This is a genomic window from Porphyromonas levii, from assembly GCF_018206105.1.
Classification (GTDB): Bacteria; Bacteroidota; Bacteroidia; order Bacteroidales; family Porphyromonadaceae; genus Porphyromonas_A; species Porphyromonas_A levii.
Genome location: NZ_JADRGN010000033.1, coordinates 1 through 23,427 on the forward strand (window position 1 = coordinate 1; position 23,427 = coordinate 23,427).

Here is a 23,427-nt window from a genome sequence, read left to right on the forward strand (position 1 = left end):
TAAATAATCACCTTGAGCATCATCTTGGGATGGTAGGGGTATCGACCTAGCTTGCTGTACAGACCATAGATATTATCTGTATTTATGCCATCAATGATAGCATTCACAACTCTAACAGGGTCATTTTCACAAATATCCTCGTCAAGTCTCTGAGGAAAGAGCATTGACCTTTTGTGAATGTATGGGCGAAATGGTATCTTTATCATATATAATTATTTGATATACATAAAGATACCAAATCTTTATGACATGACAAAGCCCTGACTTGTGAAAGTTGGGGCTTTCGCCATTAATAGGAGCAAGAAAGAGGGTGCATCAAAACATTAGTTTTGACACACCCCCATCTTGCTAGTACTTATAATACCTAAGTAAATTACTTAGTTGCTTTTCCTACATAAGGGGTCTTTTCGATACGAGTTACACCCTCTTTCTTTACTTCCTCTCCTGGAAGAAAGTCGGTACACTCATCCATGTAGGCAATCACATCACCCTTACGCACGTTGGCGCCTTGTTCCGCAACGATCTCACGGATACGACCTGACACGCCAGCAAGGACATCGACCGTATATAATACGTTGGTCTGGATAAAACACATCTTGCTACCTGCACGGTATGATGTGCCAACTGAAGGAGCTGCTGAGCGATCCTCAAAGTCGACCTCCCAGAATATCTGTCCACTGACTGGGGCAGTTACTGGGATATAATTAGCACGTTGAAGAGCTTTGATCTCATCAGGTGTTACGCCCTTCTTTGCCTGAGCCTCTGCCTTGAGTTTTGCAAGATCTGCTTCGAAGCGCTGCTTTGCCACACCACTCTTGAGGTCACGGTACTGCTGCTCATGCATAGCGAACTCGAAGAGCTCCTCATCATCCTCGCCGTAGTCCCAGCCCTCTTCGTCCATCATCTTGCGGAACTTATCAAGCTCGTCAGGATAATTATCCTGTGGGTTAGCATCAGTAAACTCCTCGCCCTGCTCCTTAGCAAGGGCAACAATCTCTGGAGCAAGTTCGCCTGGTAGCTTACCAGACTTACCTGTAATCATACCCCAAGTATTCTTATCAATAGCTTGCCAACGACCTTCGCCTCTCTCCATATTAAATACATTCATAAGAGCGACGTTCTTGACATACTGACTGAATGGGGTTACGAGTGGTGGGTAACCGAGCTTTGGCCACACATATTCTACCTCGTTAAATAGCTTTACCATGAGATCGTCTACTGATATTTCTGGTTCGCCATTCTGCTTGTGGTACATATTGATAGCTGAGTGGATTCCCTTGAGATCTGCCATCATAGAACCCATCATACCACCAGGCAGACCACAACCAACTAGGAGAGAAGAGCTCTGAAGGTTACCGAAGTTGGTAAAGTAACCGAGGAAGTCGTCGAGGAATTCCTGTGTAAGGCTACGTACCTTCATGTATGCGTTCATATTGATCTCTGGAACATCAAAGCCGTCTGCCTTGAGCATCTGCTGGATGGTAATTACATCAGGATGGATTTTCCCCCAAGCTAAAGGCTCTACTGCTACATCGAGGATATCGACCCCAGCGCGAGCAACTTCTAGCATGGAGGCAGGGGAGAAACCTGGACCAGAGTGACCGTGGTACTGAACAATTACCTCGGGGTTGCGCTCCTTAATAGCCTTTACAATCTTACCAAGTACGGTCGGACGGCCGATTCCAGCCATATCCTTGAGACAAATCTCAGGTGCACCAGCATCTATGAGTTGGAAAGCGATGTTGGTGTAGTATTCAGCGGTATGTATAGGTGAGTGAGTGATACAAAGCGCTGCCTGAGGAATCATTCCTGCCTCCTTAGCATAATGGATAGAGGGGATGATATTGCGCACATCATTGAGACCGCAGAAAATGCGAGTGATATCGGTACCCTGTGCTTTCTTGACCTTGTACATCAGCCTACGGACATCGGCAGGCACTGGATACATACGTAGGGCATTGAGACCACGGTCTAGCATGTGGGTCTGGATACCTGCCTCATGAAAGACCTTTGTGAATGCTCTAACAGCTTTGTTGGGGTTCTCTCCATAGAGTAGCTGAACCTGCTCAAATGCTCCGCCATTGGTCTCTACACGTGCGAAGCACCCCATCTCAACGATGGCGGGAGCTACACGCTCCAACTGATCTACCCTTGGCTGGTATTTACCAGAGCTCTGGAACATGTCTCGATAAATGAGACTGAACTTAATTGATTTCTTTTTCATTTCGCAATTGTGTGATATATATTTAGTATTCCCTTTCTTACAATTTACGTGCTGCTACGTCACTAAGGTGAGAGCGCTCACCCTGAATTAGATTGACATGTCCAAAGAATTCCTCTCCACGCATCCGCTCAATCATGTAAGCAAGTCCATTACTTCGGGTATCGAGATATGGGCTATCTATTTGGTGAACATCGCCAGTAAATATCATGCGGGTGTTCTCTCCCGCTCTGGTAATTACGGTCTTGATCTCTTGTGGGGTGAGGTTCTGTGCCTCGTCGATAATACAAATTACGTTGGTGAGGCTTCTACCACGGATATACGCTAGCGCTTCTATCACAAGCTTCTCACTCGTGAGCATTCCTTCTATCTTGGCGAGCTGAGGAGAGCCTTCGCTGAACTGACTCTTGATAACGTTGAGGTTATCAAATAGTGGTTGCATATAAGGCATAATCTTCTGCTTGTAATCTCCTGGCAAAAAGCCTATGTCCTTATTCGCAAGCGATACGATAGGACGAGCCAATATTATCTGTTGGTAGTTATCCGCCATGTCAAGAGCCGCAGCAAGAGCAAGGAGAGTCTTACCTGTACCTGCCGTACCTGTGATCCCTACCAGTGAGAGTGATGGGTCGGAGAGTAGGTCTAGCGCCATCGTCTGTTCGGCATTCCTTGGCGTAATACCCATGTAGGTTCGCTTCTCAATACTTCTTGCTTTCTCTGCCTCATTATCCACACGCACTAGAGCAGTACTCTGTGGACTTTTGATGACAAACGTCTGATTGGGCTGCGGAGTAAATGGCAATGAGAGCTCTTCTATAGCCACTCCTGCGCCTTTGGACACATACAGACTATCTACTATCCCTGGGTCATCGACCTGCACCTCACTATAATTCTGAGCAAATACATCATCCACGTCTACCTGATCGGTGGTATAATCCTCTGCTTGTAGCCCTAGCGAAATTGCCTTAATACGGAGGTTGACATCCTTTGTTACGAGAATGGTAGGGAGCTCAGAGCTCTCTGAAAGAGTTAGGGCAGCAGATAGGATGCGATGATCATTAAGATCCTGTCTGAATATATCGCTCACCTTCTTGTTGTGCTGTCCATTAGTAAGGATAAAAACCTTACCTCCGTCTGCATTAATCTGCACCCCATTCTCATCTATCTTAATACCCTTTCGAGACTTGGATCGAGTGCCCTCGGCTTTGGCTATCTTATCATCTAGGATACGAGTAAAGGCACGAGCATTGAAGTTGATTTGCTCATAACCCTTCTTGAACTTATCTACTTCCTCAAGTACAGTAATAGGTATATAGACATTATTGTCCTGAAAATTTTCAATACATTTAAAGTCGTGTAGGACTACATTCGTATCAAGTACGTAATTCTTCTTTGCCATATTCGTATACGTTTTAGAGCGTCCATCAGACGCTATGATACATTCAGCTTCACTCACGGTAGCACTAAGCTACTGCACAAATGTAGCGAAATTATTATGATTAGCTACATATCTCTATAATTATTTTAATGCAGCAAAATAGAGGGTGTACCGATGGTTTTGCTCTGCAAAACACATTTCGGTACACCCTCTGTAAGAGAAGGACTTATAGTCCTATATATTATTGTGCAGCTTTATCAAGCTCAGCTACCTTATCCTCCATACCTAGGTTGTAGTAGGTATTCTTGAGTGCTTGGGTAATCTGTTCGTTGTCTGGCTGAATCTTGTGAACCTTCTCAAGGTATGGGAGAGCCTTCTTATACAGCTCAGCTGCCTGTGCCTTTATCTCCTCATACTTCTTGTTGTCCATTGTATTATTAGCCTCGTCCATCATCACAAGCGCTTGGTTGAAGTATACCTGAGTAAGGCCGAAGTTAACATCTACGTTATCAGGATCCATTTCAAGCGCATTAAGGAATAGCTTCTCTGCTTTCTGATAATCGTTGAGATTAGTGATATACACATTACCTGCAATAGCCAAAAGGTTTACATTGGTAGGCTCCTTCTTGATAGCCTCCTCTAGCGTGCTAACAGCCTTCTCAGACTCACCCTTCTTTAGTAGGCGATCTACATAATTTGCCATCAACCACTGATCGTTAGGGAACAGCTTAAGACCCTCCTCTACAGTATTCTCAAAGCTAAGCGTATCACCGCTAGTAATATATTGGCTAGCGAGGAGCTGATAAACAAGGTTCTGCTCGTAAGGCACCTCCTTAATAGCTTGGAGCTCCTTGATAGCAGCCTCTTGGTTATCCTTCATCATAGAAGCCGTATAAGCTGAGAAGAATGCTACCTGCATGCCAGTTGAGTCCTGTGCTGCAACGTTAGTACCCTCGAAAAGAGGCATCTTCTTTACTTCAACAAACTTAGAGAGATACTTATTAGCCTCTGCAAACTCTTGTGCCTGCATGTGAGCATTACCGCCATCGATAAGAAAGCCATAGTAGTTCTCAATAGCCTTCTGGATGTTCTTAGTGTACTTAGGCTTTACCTTACCCTTTTCATTAGGCATCTGATCAAGTTCAGCTGCCTTCTGGTAGAAGTTAATCATATTCAAAACAGGAGCATAAAACTCTGCTTCAGTCACCTCCTGACCCATCTGCTGCTTTACGAAACCGCGCTCTACAGCCTTCTCCTCCACTAGACCAGCTACATACCAAGCGTATGCAGAGTTCTCAGTCTCAGGGTTAGTAAGAGTTGCTTTGATTAGTGTACGTGCCTCCTCTAGGTTAGCACCATCTCTCTTCACTGAGCGCTCAATCTCCTTCACTACCTTTTCCTGTGCAAAGGCAGGTACAATCATTAGAGCGCATAGGATACTTAAGAAAAACTTAGTCTTCATGTCTTTTCTAATATATACAATTAATTATTCCATTCTACTTCTCTTGTATCACACTATTGTGACAAGAGAATACGACACTGGTTTAATCCTTATCCTCGTCGTCCTCCTCGTTCACATCCACATCTACTCCATCGACCTCCTCAATGCCGTCTTCGACAAAGACGCCCTCTGAAAGGTCTTCCTCCTCCGGTTCCTCCTCCGATAGCACACGACAGGTACTAGCAATCTCATCGCCACGCTTAGAGAGGTTGATAAGCTTCACCCCTTGAGTATTTCTACCTATTATGGCTATGTTCTTCATGCTTGTGCGGATCGTCACCCCGCTCTTATTGATGATCATAATATCATGCTCATCTGTCACGCTATGGATAGAGACAAGCTCCCCGGTCTTTTCTGTCACCTTCAGAGTGATTACACCCTTACCACCTCGGTTACGAAGAGGGTAATCCTCCAGGTAGGAGCGTTTCCCATAACCATTCTCTGAAATTACGAGTATCGTTTCCTCCTCAGGGTGTTTGATACTCACTGCCCCCACAACCTCATCAAGGCTATCAGCAAGGCGCATACCCCTCACACCCATTGAGCTTCGACCGAGAGGTCTTAGCACACTCTCGCTGAAACGAACTGCCCTACCATGCTTACTACCGATTACGAAGTCGCACTTACCATTGGAGAGCATTACACTTACTACCTTATCTTCATCACGGAGCTTAATAGCAATGATGCCTGACTGACGTGGGCGAGAGAAGTCCTTAAGCCTAGACTTACGTACCAATCCTTCCTTTGTGAAGAAGGTGAGGTAGTGAGAATTGACGAAGTCCTCATCTGTTGTAAGGTTCTTTACCCTCAGCACCGCAGTGATACTACTATTGGGCTCGAGATTGAGTAGGTTCTGAATAGCCCTACCCTTTGCATTCTTTGCCCCCTCAGGTATCTCAAATACCCTAAGCCAATAGCAGCGACCTTGGTCAGTAAAGAACATCAGTGTAGCATGCATAGATGCAGAGTAGATATACTCCACAAAGTCCTCCTCTCGAGTATCAGAGCCCTTAGCTCCCACCCCACCACGGCTCTGAGCGCGGAAGTCTACGAGTGGAGTACGCTTAATATATCCGAAGTGTGAAATAGTGATCACCATATCATCATCCGAATAGAAGTCCTCAGGGTTCATATCGGCAGTAGCGTATACGATATCACACTTGCGAGCATCGCCATACTTATCGATAATCTCCTGTATCTCGTCACTGATAACGCCATATAAGATGTTCTCATCAGCAAGTATCTCCTTATAGTATGCAACCTTCTGAGTTACCTCATCATACTCAGCGCGTAGCTTATCCAGCTCCATGCCAGTGAGCTGTCCTAGGCGCATTTCTACTATAGAACGAGCCTGTATCTGAGAGAGGCTGAAGCGAGCCATTAATTTCTCAATTGCTTCGGTCTGCCTCTGAGAAGCCTTTATGATAGCTACCACCTCGTCGATATTATCGGCAGCAATAATACGACCTTCAAGGATATGAAGCCGCTCCTCTGCCTTGCGAAGATCAAAGATGGTACGTCTTGTAACCACTTCGTGGCGGTGCTTAACAAATTCACCAATAAGATCCTTGAGGTTGAGAAGCTTAGGACGGCCATCCACGAGGGCAATATTATTAACACTAAAAGAGCTTTGCAGCGTGGTGTACTTATATAATTTATTGAGTACCACACCAGCATTGGCATCGCGCTTAACGTCAACAACGATACGCATTCCTATCTTGCCACTCGACTCATCCTGCACATTGGCGATGCCTTCTATCTTCTTAGACGTTGCAAGATCAGCAATACTCTTAACTAGATCCTTCTTGATTACATTATATGGAATCTCAGTGATAATAATCTGCTCATGCTGACCCACCACCTCAATCTCTGCCTTACCTCGAATCACAATCCTACCTCTACCAGTATGGAAAGCATCTTTCACCCCTTGGTATCCATAGATAGTTCCCCCTGTAGGGAAGTCTGGAGCCTTGATGTACTCCATCAGTTCATCAATGGTAATATCGCCCCGTTTCTCGATATAAGCGAGAGCGCCCTGCATTACCTCTGTGAGATTGTGCGGAGCCATGTTAGTTGCCATACCTACCGCAATACCAGAGGCACCATTCACCAAAAGGTTGGGGATACGAGTAGGTAGCACCGACGGTTCGGTAGTAGAATCGTCATAGTTAGGCACCATATCTACAGTCTCCTTATTGATATCAGCGAGCATTTCCATAGCCAATGGGGCGAGTCTACTTTCGGTGTAACGCATCGCTGCAGGCCCATCACCATCTACCGACCCAAAGTTACCATGAGGATCTACAAGTGTATAACGCATAGACCACTCCTGAGCCAAGCGCACTAGAGCCATATATATAGAGCTATCACCATGAGGATGATACTTACCCATTACGTCTCCCACGGTACGTGCGCACTTCTTATAGGCCTTATCGGGCGTATTGCCCAATTCATTCATGCCATATAATATGCGTCTATGGACTGGCTTAAACCCATCACGGACATCAGGCAAAGCACGGCTAACGATCACAGACATCGCATAGTCTATGTAAGCCGATTTCATCTGCTCTTCAAGATTGACCTCAATGATCTTCCCCCCCTGCTTCAACTCCTCTTGCATTCTACTCTAATATATACACATTTTTCACGTGCAGACCTACGCCAAACTGGCATACTACACCAAATAAATCAATAGCCAAAGATACAAAAAAACCACTAGACTACCACACACGTATCCAAGAGCGGTTCTCCGAACTTCCCAGGAATAAACCTTCTTTAATATTTACTACTAAGAGATAGTGCTCTATTAGAAAGTATTAATCTATGGACTCGGATTTTTCTCTAGCATCAGGTGTAAATACTAATAGGTAGAGTAGCGCACTCCGATATACTATAGCGGCGAGAGTCTCTCTGGGGAGGGACTCCAGTCTCTCCACAGAAGAACTCCAGTCCCTCCCGCGAGGGACTGTAAGAGATCTACCCAGTAGTCGTAATTAGGTTATAGAGAACAGAACGAGGAAACTGTACCGAACAAGAGTAAACTTAAGCTTCCATCATTATCTACTTGCAAGAGACTATATTTCTTTTCACGGCTTACAAAAAGAATAAAACACACTGATTTAGTCGGTAGAACCCAAAGATTTGCCGAAATATAATTAAGTTTGCAAGGACATTTGAGCAGAACTACAAGAAATGAAAGAGAAAGAGGAGGAAGTGATTCAACAATCGCCAGATAACACCTCTAGTCTCCCCGAAGGAGAGGAGCATAATGAGGAGCAAACACCTCAAAAGCAAAGTCCATGGTGGATAAAGCTTTTGAAGTGGATTGGTGGAACGATACTCGGGACAATAGCAGTCCTATTATTACTAACGGCATTGCTGTACATCCCAGCAGTACAGAATTGGATTGTCTCATCTACTCGGAGCGAAGTAGCCAAAGCCACGGGCTTCAACCTCGAGATTGGAAATATTCGAGTCGGATTTCCCGTAAAGCTAAAACTAGAGAAGGTTCTTGCAACTAGTGCTGAGACTGGAGATCTAGTAGGAGAGGTAGATTTGCTCACAGCAGATATTAGTATTTTACCGCTACTCCGTGGCGGCAGCCTGCCTATTTCCAAGGTGTTATTACAAAAAGCGAGTGTAGACCTCCCCCTCAGCAATGACTCTATCCACATTACGGGAAAAATCGGGATACTGAGTCTCAATAGGCTAGATGTAGACCTCAAGACACTCAGTATGGATGGTGATGCGCTACTACTCCATGATGCTGATGTAAGGATAGATATCCTACTCGATACGATACCTAAGCCAGATAGTCCTGACAGCACTCAGATGGTTATCACCTTCAATAATGCAGAGGTACGCAACCTATCTGCCGACTTATGGCTCTATCCCGATACTATGCAGATAGCGGCTTATATCTCCAAGGGAGACATTACAAATGGAGAGGTTAATCTCCGAGATAGTTACTACCAAGCTGATCGTATTACTATGGAAGCAGGAGTCACTGCCCTCGGAGATGAGATGGAGCGACTCCCTATGCCGTGGGTAGGCAAGGTGGATGGTCGAAAAGTAAGGTACGGCGGAGCCTATGATACGAGTGGCGATATCCGCAGCCTATACTACAGCGTAGGTGATGGTGTAGTCGTTGGTGATGCTTCATTTGTCGCAGAAAAAGATAGTACACGACTCAGGGTAGAAGATCTAGAATTGCGCATAGATGAGACTCGGGTAAAGGGTTATGCTGATTTGCCATTTGACGGTTGGATTCCAGACAGTATTGGACGCGCCGATTTTCATCTATTTGGCACACTCAAGCTAGAGGAAGTCAAGAGGTTCTTAGGAGGTCTTGAGGGGCTTCCCGAAGAAGCGTATGAGGTAGATATCGATGCCGCTGGTATCATGGAGTCCGATATGAAGTATGCGGTATCACTCAAGAGAGATAATGTTATAGACCTCAGTCTAAAGGGTACAGCCAATGACGCCCTTTCTTCTCGCCGAAAGCTCACCACCACCTACAATATCCTTGCGGGAGAGCAGCTCAAGCCAGTAATCGTACATTTCCTCAACAAAGGAAAACCTGGCTCTGTCCCTACATGGGATATCCCTGGAGGACTAGAGGTAAAAGGCTCAGCTTCCTATTCGGCTCGGGAAGTACGTACAGATATTCAGCTACTCAATACCAACTATGGAGGAAGTATTATCGGTAATGCTTTCTACAGACCAGACACCAAGGAATACCAGGCAGATCTAAGAATCAACGAACTAGACCTCCAGAGTTTTCTACCAACGGACACTATTGGTGCAGCTTCAGCAACCATCAATTTGGAAGGACGTGGCACCGACATATTTAGTCCCCGCACTCACGCTATCCTCTATCTGAATGTAGACTCCGTAAGCTACAAACAGCATAGCCTAAGGAATGTGATGCTGCTCTCACAATTAAGAAACAATCAGTTCTTCGCTGCGCTAAATAGTGACAATGAAGTGCTCAAGATGACTGCCCAAACAGACGTATTCCTAAGGAGAGATAGCGTTGCCGGTAGTATCAATATATTGGTGGATACGGTGGTGCCATCAATGCTAGGGGTGAATATTCCTATCCTGCAGGCAGGTAAGATGGAGCTGAGAAGCAATATCCTCAGTGACCTAAAGGAGAATCACAACTTTGAAGGAGAAATAGAAAACTTCATTCTCACCACCGATAAGGGTATTATCAAACCCCAAGAGAACACCTATATCACAGCACACACATCGAATACTCAGATGAGTGCGAAGGTATCGTCGGGAGACCTATCGCTAAGGTTTGAAGCTCAGAATGGACTCAATGACTTCACGAATCGTATCTCCAAGGTAATACAGGAGGTTCAGAAGTCTATTGCCGACTCGATAGGGCAGATGAATATGGCACCTTGGATAGAGTACTATCCCAATATGGAAGTTAGTCTCGAGATGGGTAGACAAAACTTGCTGCGCGCTTACCTAGATGAACATAGATTGGGAGCAATATCTACCAATATAGACTTAAAGACGGTACAGGGAGAAGGCATGTCGGGATTAGGTGTAATTACCTACCTACAGGTGGATACCTTTAGGGTGGATAATATCGACCTTGTGCTACAGCAAGACTCTGCTTTCTTTACGGCTATGGCAACGGTGCACAAAGAGCAGTTCCGCAATCAGAAAGCTTTTGATATCATATTATCACTCTCCTCCAATGTCAAACGCAGTGAGGCTTATCTCAATTGGAAGGATGCCAAACAAAGGGAGTTTATCCAATTGGGTATGGAGCTATTCAATCAGTCCAATGGAGATCTGACCTTTGGCTTCACACCAGACCCAATTGTATTGGCGTATAATAAGTTTAATGTACTTGAGGACGACTACGTAACCCTTCCAGCTTCGGATAGGAGCAAGATTAAAGCCAATGTAATGCTTTCGACCGACAGAGGAGCGAAGATTACCGTCAACGATGTACCCGATAATCGGGGACATCTCTTACGAGCCAATGTCACCGACCTACTCCTCTCCCAGCTAGATGGTATTGAGTTTATCCCAAACCTATCTGGGTCGCTCAATCTGACAGCAGACTGGCTACAACTGCCAGATAAGAGAAGCGAATATATTGCGGATGCGCAAGTAAAAGACTTCTTCTTCAACCAAAAGCCTATCGGTACACTACAGGCAAAGGCTACGGCAGAGGATGACAATCTAGGGCGTGCATTGGTTGCCAATGTCCTACTCAACAACCAGGAGGTGGCGATAGCTAATGGATTTGCGCCGAAGGATAAGGAAGCATCTCGCTTCGACCTGAAGATAAAGGATCTACCACTGGATAAAGCCAATCCATTCCTCCCAGAGAAGTATGCGGAGCTGAGCGGACTGCTATTTGGCGAACTTAGGAACTACGATACAAACCAAGATATAAAGAGCGCTCCTACAGGTAAGCTCAATGGTCAGCTAATGCTCAAGGAAGCCAAGCTCTATATGCCATTTGCCAATGAGACCTACCGAATGGATAGCAAGCCAATATTGGTAGTGGAGGATAATGTGGTCATGGATAAGTTTGACCTTATTGCTAGCAATGGTAAACTGACAATGGATGGCAGCCTATCTTTGGGCAATCAAATGCCAATTGACCTCCGTATCACAGGTAATGACGTGCTATTGCTCAACTCCCAGCAGACTAGGGAGACGATGCTCTTTGGTCGGGTCAATTCGGATGCCAATCTTTGGCTCCGTGGACCATTGAGTGCCTTTACCCTGACAGGAAATGTGTCTCTCAAGGGAGATACTGATGTTACCTACCAATCCCAAGATGGGGAGTTACAGGTTCGAAACGGGTATCAGAACCTAGTAGAGTTTACCGACTTCGCCGATACTCTTTTTGCCAAGAAGAAGAGCGTTGTAGATAGTCTATCCCTTGGCGGTATGGACATCCGCTTGGCAATACACATTGACCCAGCAGCACAGGTGAAGACCATCATCGCTTCAAATAGAGCATCCATAAAGGGTGGTGGCGACTTTACACTCTCTATGCCTCCTTATGGTGCAATGACCTTTAATGGTACTTATAATATCCAAGAGGGTGATATCCTCCTCAGCTTCCCACCTATTTCTAGGAAGTTCACAATACGTCCTGGTAGTAAGGTGGCATGGAATGGTATACTTATGGAACCTGATATAGATATCCAAGCGACCTCTATGGTAAGGAGTAACGTGACCTTACCAGGCGAACCGGCACGACAAGTTGACTTCCAAGTAAGCGTAATAGCGGAGAATGGTCTAGACAATCTTAAATTGCGTTTTAAGACAGAAGCACCTCAAGACCTCACCATGCGCAACACCCTATCTGGTCTCAGCCAGGAGGAGCAGACAAGGCAGTCCATTATGCTACTTACGACAGGGCACTACTTTGGTAGCGGTGGCGTCGCTAACACAAGAGGCTTTGATGTCAATAGTACACTTGCTTCTGTGCTGGCAAGCCAGCTCAATTCACTTGCGGGAGAAGCCCTAGACGCTGAAATCAATCTAGGTGTGACGGATGGCACCAACGCCTACGGACAAGGAACCAACTACTCCTATAGCATCACGAAACGATTTATGAATAATCGTATCAGCATACAGATGGGCGGTAGGATGGTAACGGGTGCGGCAGCAGCTGGTATTCGTCAGTCCTTTATCGATAATATGTCACTAGACTATCAGCTAGATCAAGCAGGCACGCACTACCTCCGCCTCTTCCATAATAAGAATTATGAGAATATCCTAGATGGAGAGGTAATAGAGACCGGTATGGGTTATGTGATTCGCCGCAAGCTCAATAAGCTAGGAGAGCTATTCAAGTTCTCTAAGCCTCTTGGCTCCGACCTCACCACCCCAAGAGCTATTTGGCAGATAAAGCCAAGGCAACAACAGGAGGCCATCCTAAAGAATGATGAAGATGAGAAAGATGAGAAAGAATAATCAGATAGTACTCCCTACACTGGCTTTGTTATTGCTTCTGGGGAGCTGCTCTGTAGCACAATATATTCCCGAGGGAGAACTGTACTACACAGGTGTCAAAAAGATTGCCTTCGAAGACAAAGGTGGTGAAGGGACAGTCAATAACCGTCTTGCCCGTAAAGACATGGCAGAGATACTCAACTACAAACCCAATAACAGTTTGTTTGGCTCGGCCTCTCTGCGACTACCCTTTACCTACCCCTTCTATATCAATAAGCACTACGCCAAGTCCAATAACTTCTTTGGTCGTTGGTTGTATAAGACTTTTGCTCAGGAGCCAATACTAATCTCTGAAGTAAACCCTACGCTTAGAGCCTCAGTTGCGGAGCAAGTGCTGAGAGAGTACGGCTACTTTAGAAGTAGAGTAACACCCGAGGTAGAGGTAAGTAAGGATTCCATAAGTGCTAAAACCATTTATACGGTATTTATGGGTGAGCCACACCTATTAGATAGCATCAACTATAATCTATCCGATATCCCTTTGGAGAATCTTGGGGAGCTCTATTCGCCCAAGGTGTCTTTACTCAAAAAAGGTCAGCCCTTCGGTGTACTACCCCTCGAGAACGAACGAACCCGTATCAGTGATCAGCTACGCTCCAAAGGGTACTACTACTTCCAACCCAATCACATAGTATACGAAGCAGATACCGTTCAGGTCCCTAATAAAGTACAACTGAGGGTAAGGCTATCCGATAAGATGCTGCCCGAAGCATATAAGCCTTGGCGCATCGGTAGTATTACTTACAATATCCGCGATGGCGTTAATAGCCCGCTCACAGATAGTCTGATGCTAGAGGGTGTACTCTATCGTTATAATAAGAAGTCTCCTGTCCGCCTTTCTGTGCTCCGACCTAGGATTCGTATTGCTATAGACTCCCTTTACAGTCAGGAAGCGCAGCTGAACACCCTTCGTTCGATGGCGGAGCTAAACACTTTTGCTTACACAGATGTCTCCTTTTCCCCCGATAGTCGGAGAGACAGCATTACCAATAGACTCAATGTGGTCATCAATTCTCAGCTCGATAGACCCTATACTACAGAGCTAGAAGGAGTGTTCAGATTCAAGAGTAACAATCAGGTAGGACCAGGACTCAACTTCTCGGTCAATAGGAAGAATGTGTTCAGAGCTGGAGAGCTACTTACAGTCACTGCCCGAGGGAGCTACGAATGGGAGACCAAGCGTACTACCCAAGGTAGTAACTGGGATATCAATAGCTATGAGCTAGGACTGACCACTGCGCTTACGTTCCCAAGGATTCTCTTCCCTATACTCGGGCGCAACCTGCCTACCTACCCTTCCTCTACGAAAATATCCCTGAATGGAACCTTCCTCAATAGAGGTCGCTTCTATAAACAGGCTCAATTTGGAGGGGATATCTCTTACCACCTACAGCCTAGTCCATCTATTAGGCATACTATTACACCTCTCAGCATCAGTTATAATCACCTAATCTCCAAGACGGAGAAATTCGAGGAGGCAATAGTCAATAACCCAATTCTTGGGCTTTCCTTCCGTAACCAGTTCATACCACAAGCCAACTATCTATTCGGTTGGGAGCTACAAAACCCGATATCCAAGCATGGTTTCAGCCTTCAAGCATACGTGGCAGAGGCTGGCAATCTCCTCTCTCTATTTTACAAGGGAGCTAAGCAAACTAATGGAGAGCCTCACCAAGTACTTGGAGCACCATTTGCTCAGTTTGTAAAGGGGACACTAGAGCTCCGCTACAACTATCGTTTCAATACCCGACTACAGTTTGCAAGTCGTGCTTACGCTGGAGCAGTTTATAGCTATGGCAATATGGATGTTGCGCCCTACACTGAGCAGTTCTACTCCGGAGGTGCCAATAGCATCCGTGGTTTCAATGTGCGCGCCCTAGGACCTGGTGGTTACACCCCTCTTGTAGAGGATCCACTTAGTTTTATGGATCGTACTGGAGACATTCGTTTTGAAGCCAACCTAGAGCTCCGATACCGAGCAGTTGGGGCTCTGGAATTAGCGACCTTTATCGACGCAGGCAACGTATGGTTGATACGACCCGATAGTAATAGACCTGGTGGCGAATTATCGGGGAAGTACTTACTCAATGATATTGCATTAGGTACAGGGCTTGGAGTTCGTTACGACCTAGAGTTTCTAGTGCTCCGTCTAGATGTTGGTCTCGGGCTACACAATCCTACGAGAAGTGGGGGTAAATATATCAATACTTTCGACAAGCGGATACCACTCGCTTTCCACCTTGCGATAGGATATCCATTCTAAATGAGAAGAGAGGAACGACCAATCGGTCGTTCCTCTCTTTTATTTTACTCAAATCTCAAAGTCTTGGACGGACTCACACCACTGATAATAGCCGTAGGTACCAGCACTACTAAGAACACCACTAGGAATACCAGTATATTAGTGATGAGCAACGTTAGCCAATCAATGATAATCGGCACATGATTCATATAATATTGGCTGGAATCTAGTGGAATCAACCTAAAGTAGTACTGCACGCCCCCAATTACAAGAGCAATTACATTACCTATCACAATACCTCGCAGCAAGATATTTCCCGCCATCAGTCTAAATACCTTTCGGATAGAGCTATTACGCTGACCAAGTGCCTTAAGTGTAGCTATAGCCCGTACCTTTTCTAATATCAGCACAACGACTCCAGTAATGATAGTAATCGCAGCCACCACAATCATTAACCCGAGTATTAGAAGTACATTGGCATCTAGGAGATCGAGCCAGCTAAAATAATTATAATTATGCTCCTCTACCGTAAACATTGCATAGCGCTCACCGTACTTACTATTTCTATCGGCCAGCACACCGAAAAGCACTTCATAAAGTTTGGAGGCATTCTTTCGACTATCAAGAGTCACTGTAAGTCCCCCTACCTGCTCCTTTGACCAGCCATTGATACCTTGGAGCTCCTTTATACTCGTTAGGGCAATATACTCATCATAGCTATCAAATCCAGTATTAATCAGCCCTACAATACTATACTTTCTAGTCTTTACCCGTTCGCCCTCCACATAGTAAGCGAGAAATGTATCACCCACTCCTACTCCGAGGAAGTTTGCTATCTTTTGAGAGAGTAATAACTCTCTAGATACCGCTAGGTTGGGCAGACGCCCCTCCACTAAATATTGTTCAAAGAACGCTTTATCATACCCTTCGTCTATACCATGCATAATCACGGCTCTAAAAGTAGAATCTGTCTTCACGAGAGCCATCTGGTCTATAAATCCGGTTACCCTTGCTTCTGGAAATAAACTCTGGCTTTTTGACTCTATCTCCGACCTCGCCTCAGGAGTAACAGTCAAAGGTATAGAATACTGGTTGTAGTTATTATCAGGATTAGAGATACGAATGGTGCCTACGAATCTATTGATCTTTTGCTCCACCTCTTGCTTAAATCCTTGGACAACAAAGAGCGAAAGGAGAATCAACGATACTCCTAGCGCAATACCAACAGATGCGATACGCACTACTGGACGTAGTTTTCCGCCCTCCTGATAGAGGAACCTCTGAGCTAAGTCACGCTCTAAAGCCATACACTATTAGTACTTATATTGAATATGTCCTGCCTTCATCAGTTGCTCGTGCGTTACACGATGGCTATTCAGCTTCTTCCCTCCAAGGATAATCTCCTTAATGTATTGATTATCTCCAATAGGTTTCCCTTCTATTACCAGCTGGTCTCTACCGTGATACTTAGGATTGAGTTTAATCACAACCCTATCGAATGTAGGAGCTGTTAGCGTGTACTCCGGCACCCCAGGCACATCTGGATATAGTCCTATCATACTCATCAGTGCCCAGCAACTCATAGTACCTGTATCGTCATTGCCAGGAATACCATCGGGCTGGGTAGAGAAGTGTTTGCTCAGAAGCTCAGTCACCATCTTCTGTGTCCGCCATTCCTCACCTCGGAAGTAACTAAATAGATAGGGATAGGCAATATTAGGCTCATTGGTAGGGTCATAGTGTCCCTTATCAAATATTGATTGCAGCGCATTGATAAACTTCTGCTTACCGCCCATCAACTTAGTAAGCCCAGCAATATCATGGGGAACAAAGAAACTATAGTTATAAGCACTACCCTCGTGGAAGCCCGGATTGGGTTCGAAGTTCTCTCCCTGCTTAGGATTAAAGGGAGCTAGAAACGTTCCATTGGGCAGCTTAGGTCTCAATGTCCCGTACTCCTTGCTGTAATAATTCTTATACCCCAAGCTCTGAGCCCTAAATCGCTTTGCATCGGACTTCTTTCCTAATGCATCAGCAAAGAGAGCAAGAGCATTGTCCGCCACATAGTACTCTAAAGCATGAGATACAGAATTATCGTACTTCTCCCTAAGTGGCACATAGCCCAGCGCAAGATAATCGTCATTATCGGGACGAAGGAGATTATCCTTCCCTACAGTAGTCGCCGACTTATACATTGCCTCATAAGCTTTATGGACATCAAAGTCTCGTAGTCCCTTGAAGTAGCTATCCACGATCACAGGAATAGCAGGATCCCCCTCCATGGTCAATGTCTCCCGCCCATAAAGCTCCCACTTAGGCAGCCATCCATGCTCTTCATACATAGCCACCATAGTCCGTACCATATCCATCTGCCGTTCGGGATATACGAGTGAGAGGAATTGGTGCACATTCCTATACGTATCCCACAAAGAGAATACGGTATACCTATTGTGCACCCCACTATTCAGAATCTTCCCCCCCTCCATCTGAGGATATGCTCCATTCACATCCTGCAAAATATTAGGGTGAATGAGTGTATGGTACAGTGCAGTATAGAATATCTGCTTCTGCTCTAGTGTACCACCCTCTACTTGTATTCTAGCTAAGTCGGCTTCCCAAATCTCCTCAGCCCGCTTACGAATATCGGCGAAGCTCTGTCCCTCAGTCTCTCGTTGGAGGTTTTCACGAGCATTCTCAATACTCACAAAAGAGACTCCCATACGCACCTCTATCTGTTCGCCCTCCTCTGTATCATACGTAAAGAAGGCGCCCACATCATCACCAGCGAGCTCCTTGGTATATTTGGTGTACAACTTATACTGACCATTGTCCTTATCCCACTCAGCTTCTACTCCCTTCATTGGACGCTGATACTTCCAGTACCCTTGACTATTGGGAGCCTTGCTTACTTGCATCACGAAGTAAATAGGGAATACTGCCTGAGGATTGTAGCAAAACGTCCCCAATAACTTAGTACCCTCTATCTCCGTATCGCTTACCCTGCGCAACATCGCACCAGTCTCATTGGTCAGCCCTTCACCAAGATTGAGGAGAATATGACTCTCTCCCTTTGGAAATGTGAAACGAGTAATACCTGTTCGGAGCGTAGTGGTAGCCTCTGTGAAGATATTGTACTTGGTCAGCCTATTGGTGTAATAACCAGGAGTCGCAGCCTCATCTGTATAAGTGCTCCCATAATTACGATAGTCCACATCTAGCTTACCGCTGGTCGCCATCAGGAGAAGCGACCCCATCTCTGGGCATCCTACTCCGCTAAGATTAACATGACTAAAGCCAGTAAAGTAAGTATTTGTATGATCATAAGGAGTACTCCACCATCTGGCATCCTTATCAAAGCGATTTTCTTCACTTCCCATTACATTAAAAGGTACCACACTCATCATCCCGTGGGGTAATACTGCCCCTGGATTAGTAGTACCAAAGTTGGTAGTCCCCACAAAAGGTTGCACGTAGTCTACCAAGCGTTCCTGAGCGCTAGCCACCATAGTAAGCCCCAATACAACAGCTAGAAATAACCCTACTCTTCTCTTCATTATCTATACTTTATTATATTCTATCATCGCAAAGGTAACTATTCCCCTACAAATACTACAGCTAACACCACCCTCGTTTATCATATTCTGAAAGAACTGCCTTACAAAATAACCCCACGATTATCTATTGTAATAATAGAGCAGATGACCATCAATATCTTCGGAATAGGTTGGAAGGAGTATGTGGGGCAAGACTGGGGCAGGTACACCATTACCAAGAGTAATAGGGCTCACTTCACGGCGTATCATATCCCACAGTCCTGCATGGATAAAGGATTGGTGCACCTGAGTCCCTCCTTCGACGAGCAACGAGGTCACGCCTTGTTCCAGTAGCCACGTCATCAGCCTAGGCAGATGATCCGTATCGGATAGTAAGTGCCACCTCTCTCGGTCGCTGACAAGAGACGCTGTGGCTTTTGAGCGGTCTAACACAAAAACTTGTGGCGAGGGCAATCCTGGAAAGAGACGATTTGTAAGAGAGGGGTTATCCATAAGGAGCGTATTTTTACCAATAAGAATACCACAGTGCTCTCCCCGCATCTTATGAGTTAGTAACTGAATGAATGGGGTGGATATTTTAGCAGCGTTCTCTTGTGGGCTGCGTAGTCTATCAATAAAGCCATCCGCACTTTCTGCCCACTTTAGAGTAATATAAGGACGCTTCTGTACTTGATTCGTAAGGAATACCTTTGCAAGCTCTCGACACTCCTCCTGCATCAAACCCACTTCCACCTCTATACCGCCTTGACGCAAAATCTCACACCCCTTACCCGACACTTCAGGGAATGGATCGAGCGTACCTACCACCACTCGCTTTACTTTCTCTGCCACTAGCATACGGGCACAAGAGGGTGTCCGCCCTTGATGTGCACAAGGTTCTAGGGTGACATACATAGTGCTATCTGGAATCAAATGACGATGCACCGGTCGGACACTAGCCATACAATTGACCTCAGCATGTCCTTCGCCACGCTTCATATGATAACCCTCGCCGATAATACGATCTTGATGCACAAGTACGGCACCTACTCTCGGATTGGTTTGGATAAGATGCGCTTCGGCACGGCTAGCAAGATAAATTGCTCGCTCCATATATCGTCTCTCTTCCATTATTTCAGCTATCTTTGTACTCTATGAGTGATGTTCAATCTACAAAACGTTGGTTAAGCCAAGAGCTATTCACCTATTATCCTGAAGCAGAAGCGGAGCAAATAGCTCGGCAATTGCTTGAGGAGGCTTGTGGCAAACCCTATCCGCTATTGGTTGTCAGTGACTACAAAGTTACCCAAAAGATTAATGTCTTAAAGGGATGGTTGGCTCGGTTATTAGGGCGTGAACCTATACAGTATGTGCTAGGGCATACATATTTTGGAGGGATGGAGCTAGTAGTGTGCCCAGGGGTACTGATTCCTCGTCCCGAGACAGAGGAGTTGTGTCAGTTGCTTCTCGAGCGCGGCTATTTATTTTCCGGGGCGGTGACCGCCGACATCTGTACCGGAAGTGGTGCGATTGCCGTCTTTATGGCTAGAGCAGGGGCCAAAGTAGAGGCCGTGGAACTAAGTCCGATGGCACTAGAGGTGGCAAAGGAGAATATTACTCATCAGGGTGGTGTGGTCACTTTGAGGGAGGCGGATATCCTTCACGACTATACCCCCATGTATGATGCATACGATCTAGTGGTCAGTAATCCGCCCTATGTGCTAGAGCGGGAGCGAAATGAGATATTACCCCATGTATTGGAGCAAGAACCCAGTATGGCTCTATTCGTTCCCGATGAAGACCCGCTCCTCTTTTACCGCCGAATCAAGGAGCTATACCACGCCAAAGTATTTGCTTTCGAGATTAATCCACTATGCGTGGCAGAGCTACGAGAGCTATTTGCCGATAAGGAAGTAGAGTTCATAAAAGACTTTAGGGGGAATATTCGGTTCCTAATCGTAAGGTAAAAATATGGAGCAAGAGGAGCTAAAGAGACTACTAATAAAAGCGGGAGCGTACACAGCGAAGTATGAAAAGACGGCGCAGGAGGTACGAGAGAAGTTGGAGCAGTGGACTGACGAAGAACTAACCACTGCCGAAACCGACTGGATTATAGAGCAGTTACGTAAGGATAAGTTTATCGATGAGGACCGATATGCAGAGCGGTACATTCGAGACAAGGTCTATTCACTCCGAAAAGGACCAATAGCAATTCGGCAAGAACTGAGAAACAGGGGAGTACCAGCCCGCTTGATTGAGCAAGGACTGCAACGAATCCCATACGATGATTGGTACTCGTCTCTTCGGGATTACCTTGCCCCACGAGTAGAGAGGCAAAGAGCCAAGGCAAAGAACGAATACGATCTTCGCCGTCGACTGAGTGAAGCGGCCTACAGAAGAGGTTACCCCTCGGATATATATGGCGAAGTGATTGATGGGCTTGACCTAGAATGGAGCGATGAAGATGAAGATAAGTTCTATTACTGAGCCAATAATCGACTTCTTATTCCCAGCTTATTGCATAGGCTGTGGTGAGCGGTTGAACAAGGGACACCGCTTTGTTTGCCCTACCTGTTTTGATGCCTTACCCAAGCATCATGGCATGGAACTGTATTACGACGCTTCAGAGCGACTTAAAGGTCTTGTACCCTTTACTGAGTATCAGACCGACTTAATCTTTAAGGAATCCAGCATAACTCAAGCACTGATCCACAAAATAAAGTACAGCGGTTTTCCCTCCCTAGGCACCGAATTAGCTCGAATGTTTGCCCCTACACACTTAAGGCTCGGGCACTTTTCAGACACCACAATGATAGTCCCAGTACCTCTACTCAAGAGCCGACTACATAAGCGTGGTTATAATCAATCGGCTTTTATCGCTCAAGGACTTGCAGAGGTTTACCAATTACCAGTGGTGGAGGATGTCCTGTACCGCAAGGGACAACGTGGCACACAGACCAAGAAAGGAAAAGAGGCTCGTTGGACACATGTCCAAGGAGCCTTCTTTGTGGCTGATAGCGCTAATATCTCTGGCAAACGTATCCTTGTGGTCGATGATGTTTTGACTACTGGTGCTACCCTAGTACAAGCGGGACGTTCGCTAATCGATGCTGGAGCAGAATCTATCTCCTTCTATACTCTTGCCCTAGACGTTCTCCTCTAACTGCCGAAGTACCCTACGGTAACGATAAATCAATAGACCTGCTAGGGTAGTAAAGCCAACAAAAAAGGCGCTCCAAATACCCAAGATACCATAGTCTAGTACAAATCCAAAGACGTATGCCATGGAAATGGTAAGCCCTAGATAGCAAAAGGCAGCCGCCCAAGCTGTAAATTTAACATCCTGAAGCCCTCTAAGTGCATTAGAGAAAAGGATTTGCAGCATGTCACACAATTGGTAAGCAACAAGAGGGAAGATAACCAGCGCTGCCAACTCTACTACCGCTGAATCACTCGTAAATATCTTAGGAATATCCTTGCGGAATAGGAGCAGAAACGCCATTACACTCAAAGCCATGGTAAGCTGTATCTTAAGCCCGGCACGCACTACACCTCTTATCTCCTTGGGGTTCTTTAGTTCATAAAAGCGACCTACCCTTATCATTACCGCTGCCGACATCCCGTAAAACATCAAAAAACCGAGCGTACTCACAGTATTGACAATCTGGTGGGCAGCCAGCTCAATCGTCCCAATCCATCCCACCATAACTACAGCAATACTAAAAGAGGCAGTCTCCATACCGAGCTGTAGCGCAGAGGGTATTCCTATCTTACCGAGCTTCTGTATCGAAGACCGTTCCACATGCCCTATCACTGCCCCATTTTGCTCAAATATCCCCTTGAAGCGCTTAGTCCAGTGTACCTCGTAAATCAATATCACTAGCATGACAATACGAGATATAAAGGTAGATAATCCTGCTCCGATAAGACCAAATTCAGGAAAACCAAGCTTTCCGAAAATCAATAGATAGTTAAATAAGATATTGATTACATTGGAGATGATAATAGACATCATACCTACCTTGGTATTTCCTGTACCATCTACAAACTGCTTGTATCCATAAAAAATAATCAGAGGGACAATACTCACTAGGTGTATGGTATAGTATGGCTTAATAAGTGGGAGAAGCTCTTCAGGCTGTCTAAACCAATGAATATTTACCAGGCAAACCCACATCACTAGGGTTATAAGAAGCCCCATAAGGAGGTTGAGGAGCGTACTACTCTTGAGCAATGTACGCAGCTTGCCATTGTGAGCAGCAAAAGAACCAGAAGCAAGCGGTGTTAGCCCATAGCTAAAGCCCATGGCAAAGACAAAAGCAATATTGATGAATCCATTCACAAAAGAGGCTGCAGCCAATTCCTGTGTTCCATACTGCCCTACCATGATATTATCGATAAACCCAACCAGTATCACTCCCATCTGCCCGAGCATAATAGGAGCACCGAGCTTTAATATCTCTCTTGTATGATTACTATTAATAGCCATAATCGTTCATTATTCTGCATAATAAAAGGCAAACTATCCAAGGGACGGTTTGCCTTACT

14 protein-coding genes are annotated in these 23,427 nt (G+C 45.5%); 5 read left to right on the forward strand and 9 right to left on the reverse strand.

Annotated elements, in window-relative coordinates:
- The 5 genes from IX315_RS07335 to gyrA form a co-directional block, all read right to left on the reverse strand.
- Positions 1–206 (reverse strand): transposase (locus IX315_RS07335; RefSeq protein ID WP_026215673.1); only part of this gene is annotated, 206 nt, incomplete at its 3' end.
- Between the two features lie 167 nt (positions 207–373).
- Entirely contained in the window at positions 374–2,224 is a 1,851-nt protein-coding gene (locus IX315_RS07340; protein WP_211636819.1) for an oxaloacetate decarboxylase, read from the reverse strand.
- A gap of 37 nt (positions 2,225–2,261) precedes the next feature.
- Positions 2,262–3,620, reverse strand: a complete 1,359-nt coding sequence (locus tag IX315_RS07345) for a PhoH family protein (RefSeq protein WP_211636827.1) — start codon at positions 3,618–3,620, stop codon at positions 2,262–2,264.
- 220 nt (positions 3,621–3,840) lie between these two features.
- Complete coding sequence (locus IX315_RS07350; RefSeq protein ID WP_134849651.1) at positions 3,841–5,061, reverse strand: tetratricopeptide repeat protein; 1,221 nt, start codon at positions 5,059–5,061, stop codon at positions 3,841–3,843.
- Between the two features lie 82 nt (positions 5,062–5,143).
- Complete coding sequence (gene gyrA / locus IX315_RS07355; protein WP_211639852.1) at positions 5,144–7,720, reverse strand: DNA gyrase subunit A; 2,577 nt, start codon at positions 7,718–7,720, stop codon at positions 5,144–5,146.
- A gap of 572 nt (positions 7,721–8,292) precedes the next feature.
- On the opposite strand from gyrA, the gene IX315_RS07360 reads away from it, so the two are divergent.
- Complete coding sequence (locus tag IX315_RS07360) at positions 8,293–13,065, forward strand: translocation/assembly module TamB domain-containing protein (RefSeq protein WP_211642553.1); 4,773 nt, start codon at positions 8,293–8,295, stop codon at positions 13,063–13,065.
- Positions 13,052–15,367, forward strand: coding sequence for a translocation and assembly module lipoprotein TamL (gene tamL / locus IX315_RS07365; RefSeq protein WP_244973121.1), 2,316 nt, complete (start codon positions 13,052–13,054; stop codon positions 15,365–15,367). Before IX315_RS07360 ends, tamL begins: the two co-directional genes overlap by 14 nt.
- A gap of 44 nt (positions 15,368–15,411) precedes the next feature.
- Here tamL and IX315_RS07370 read toward each other — a convergent pair whose 3' ends face one another.
- From IX315_RS07370 to ribD, 3 genes are all read right to left on the reverse strand, one after another.
- Positions 15,412–16,653 carry an ABC transporter permease gene (locus IX315_RS07370; protein ID WP_018358436.1) on the reverse strand — a complete coding sequence of 414 codons (1,242 nt, stop codon included), beginning with the start codon at positions 16,651–16,653 and terminating at the stop codon, positions 15,412–15,414.
- Positions 16,654–16,659: 6 nt separating this feature from the next.
- On the reverse strand, positions 16,660–18,900 hold the full coding sequence (locus tag IX315_RS07375; RefSeq protein WP_018358437.1) for a GH92 family glycosyl hydrolase: 2,241 nt from the start codon (positions 18,898–18,900) through the stop codon (positions 16,660–16,662).
- Between the two features lie 120 nt (positions 18,901–19,020).
- The gene (ribD, locus tag IX315_RS07380) at positions 19,021–20,010 is read right to left on the reverse strand and encodes a bifunctional diaminohydroxyphosphoribosylaminopyrimidine deaminase/5-amino-6-(5-phosphoribosylamino)uracil reductase RibD (protein WP_211639854.1); all 990 of its coding nucleotides are present in this window, start codon (positions 20,008–20,010) and stop codon (positions 19,021–19,023) included.
- A gap of 23 nt (positions 20,011–20,033) precedes the next feature.
- Between ribD and IX315_RS07385 the strand changes: the two genes are divergently transcribed.
- From IX315_RS07385 to IX315_RS07395, 3 genes are read left to right on the forward strand one after another with little or no spacing between them, the layout of a single operon-like run.
- Positions 20,034–20,846, forward strand: a complete 813-nt coding sequence (locus IX315_RS07385; protein WP_211636859.1) for a N5-glutamine methyltransferase family protein — start codon at positions 20,034–20,036, stop codon at positions 20,844–20,846.
- A gap of 4 nt (positions 20,847–20,850) precedes the next feature.
- The gene (locus tag IX315_RS07390) at positions 20,851–21,366 is read left to right on the forward strand and encodes a regulatory protein RecX (protein ID WP_018358440.1); all 516 of its coding nucleotides are present in this window, start codon (positions 20,851–20,853) and stop codon (positions 21,364–21,366) included.
- A complete protein-coding gene (locus tag IX315_RS07395) occupies positions 21,338–22,042 on the forward strand; it encodes a ComF family protein (RefSeq protein ID WP_211638791.1) in 705 nt (234 codons plus the stop codon). Before IX315_RS07390 ends, IX315_RS07395 begins: the two co-directional genes overlap by 29 nt.
- Here the strand turns inward: IX315_RS07395 and IX315_RS07400 are convergent.
- Positions 22,025–23,368: an MATE family efflux transporter gene (locus IX315_RS07400; RefSeq protein WP_018358442.1), complete on the reverse strand. Its 1,344-nt coding sequence runs from the start codon at positions 23,366–23,368 to the stop codon at positions 22,025–22,027. The genes IX315_RS07395 and IX315_RS07400 overlap by 18 nt on opposite strands.
- Positions 23,369–23,427: the final 59 nt, after the last annotated feature.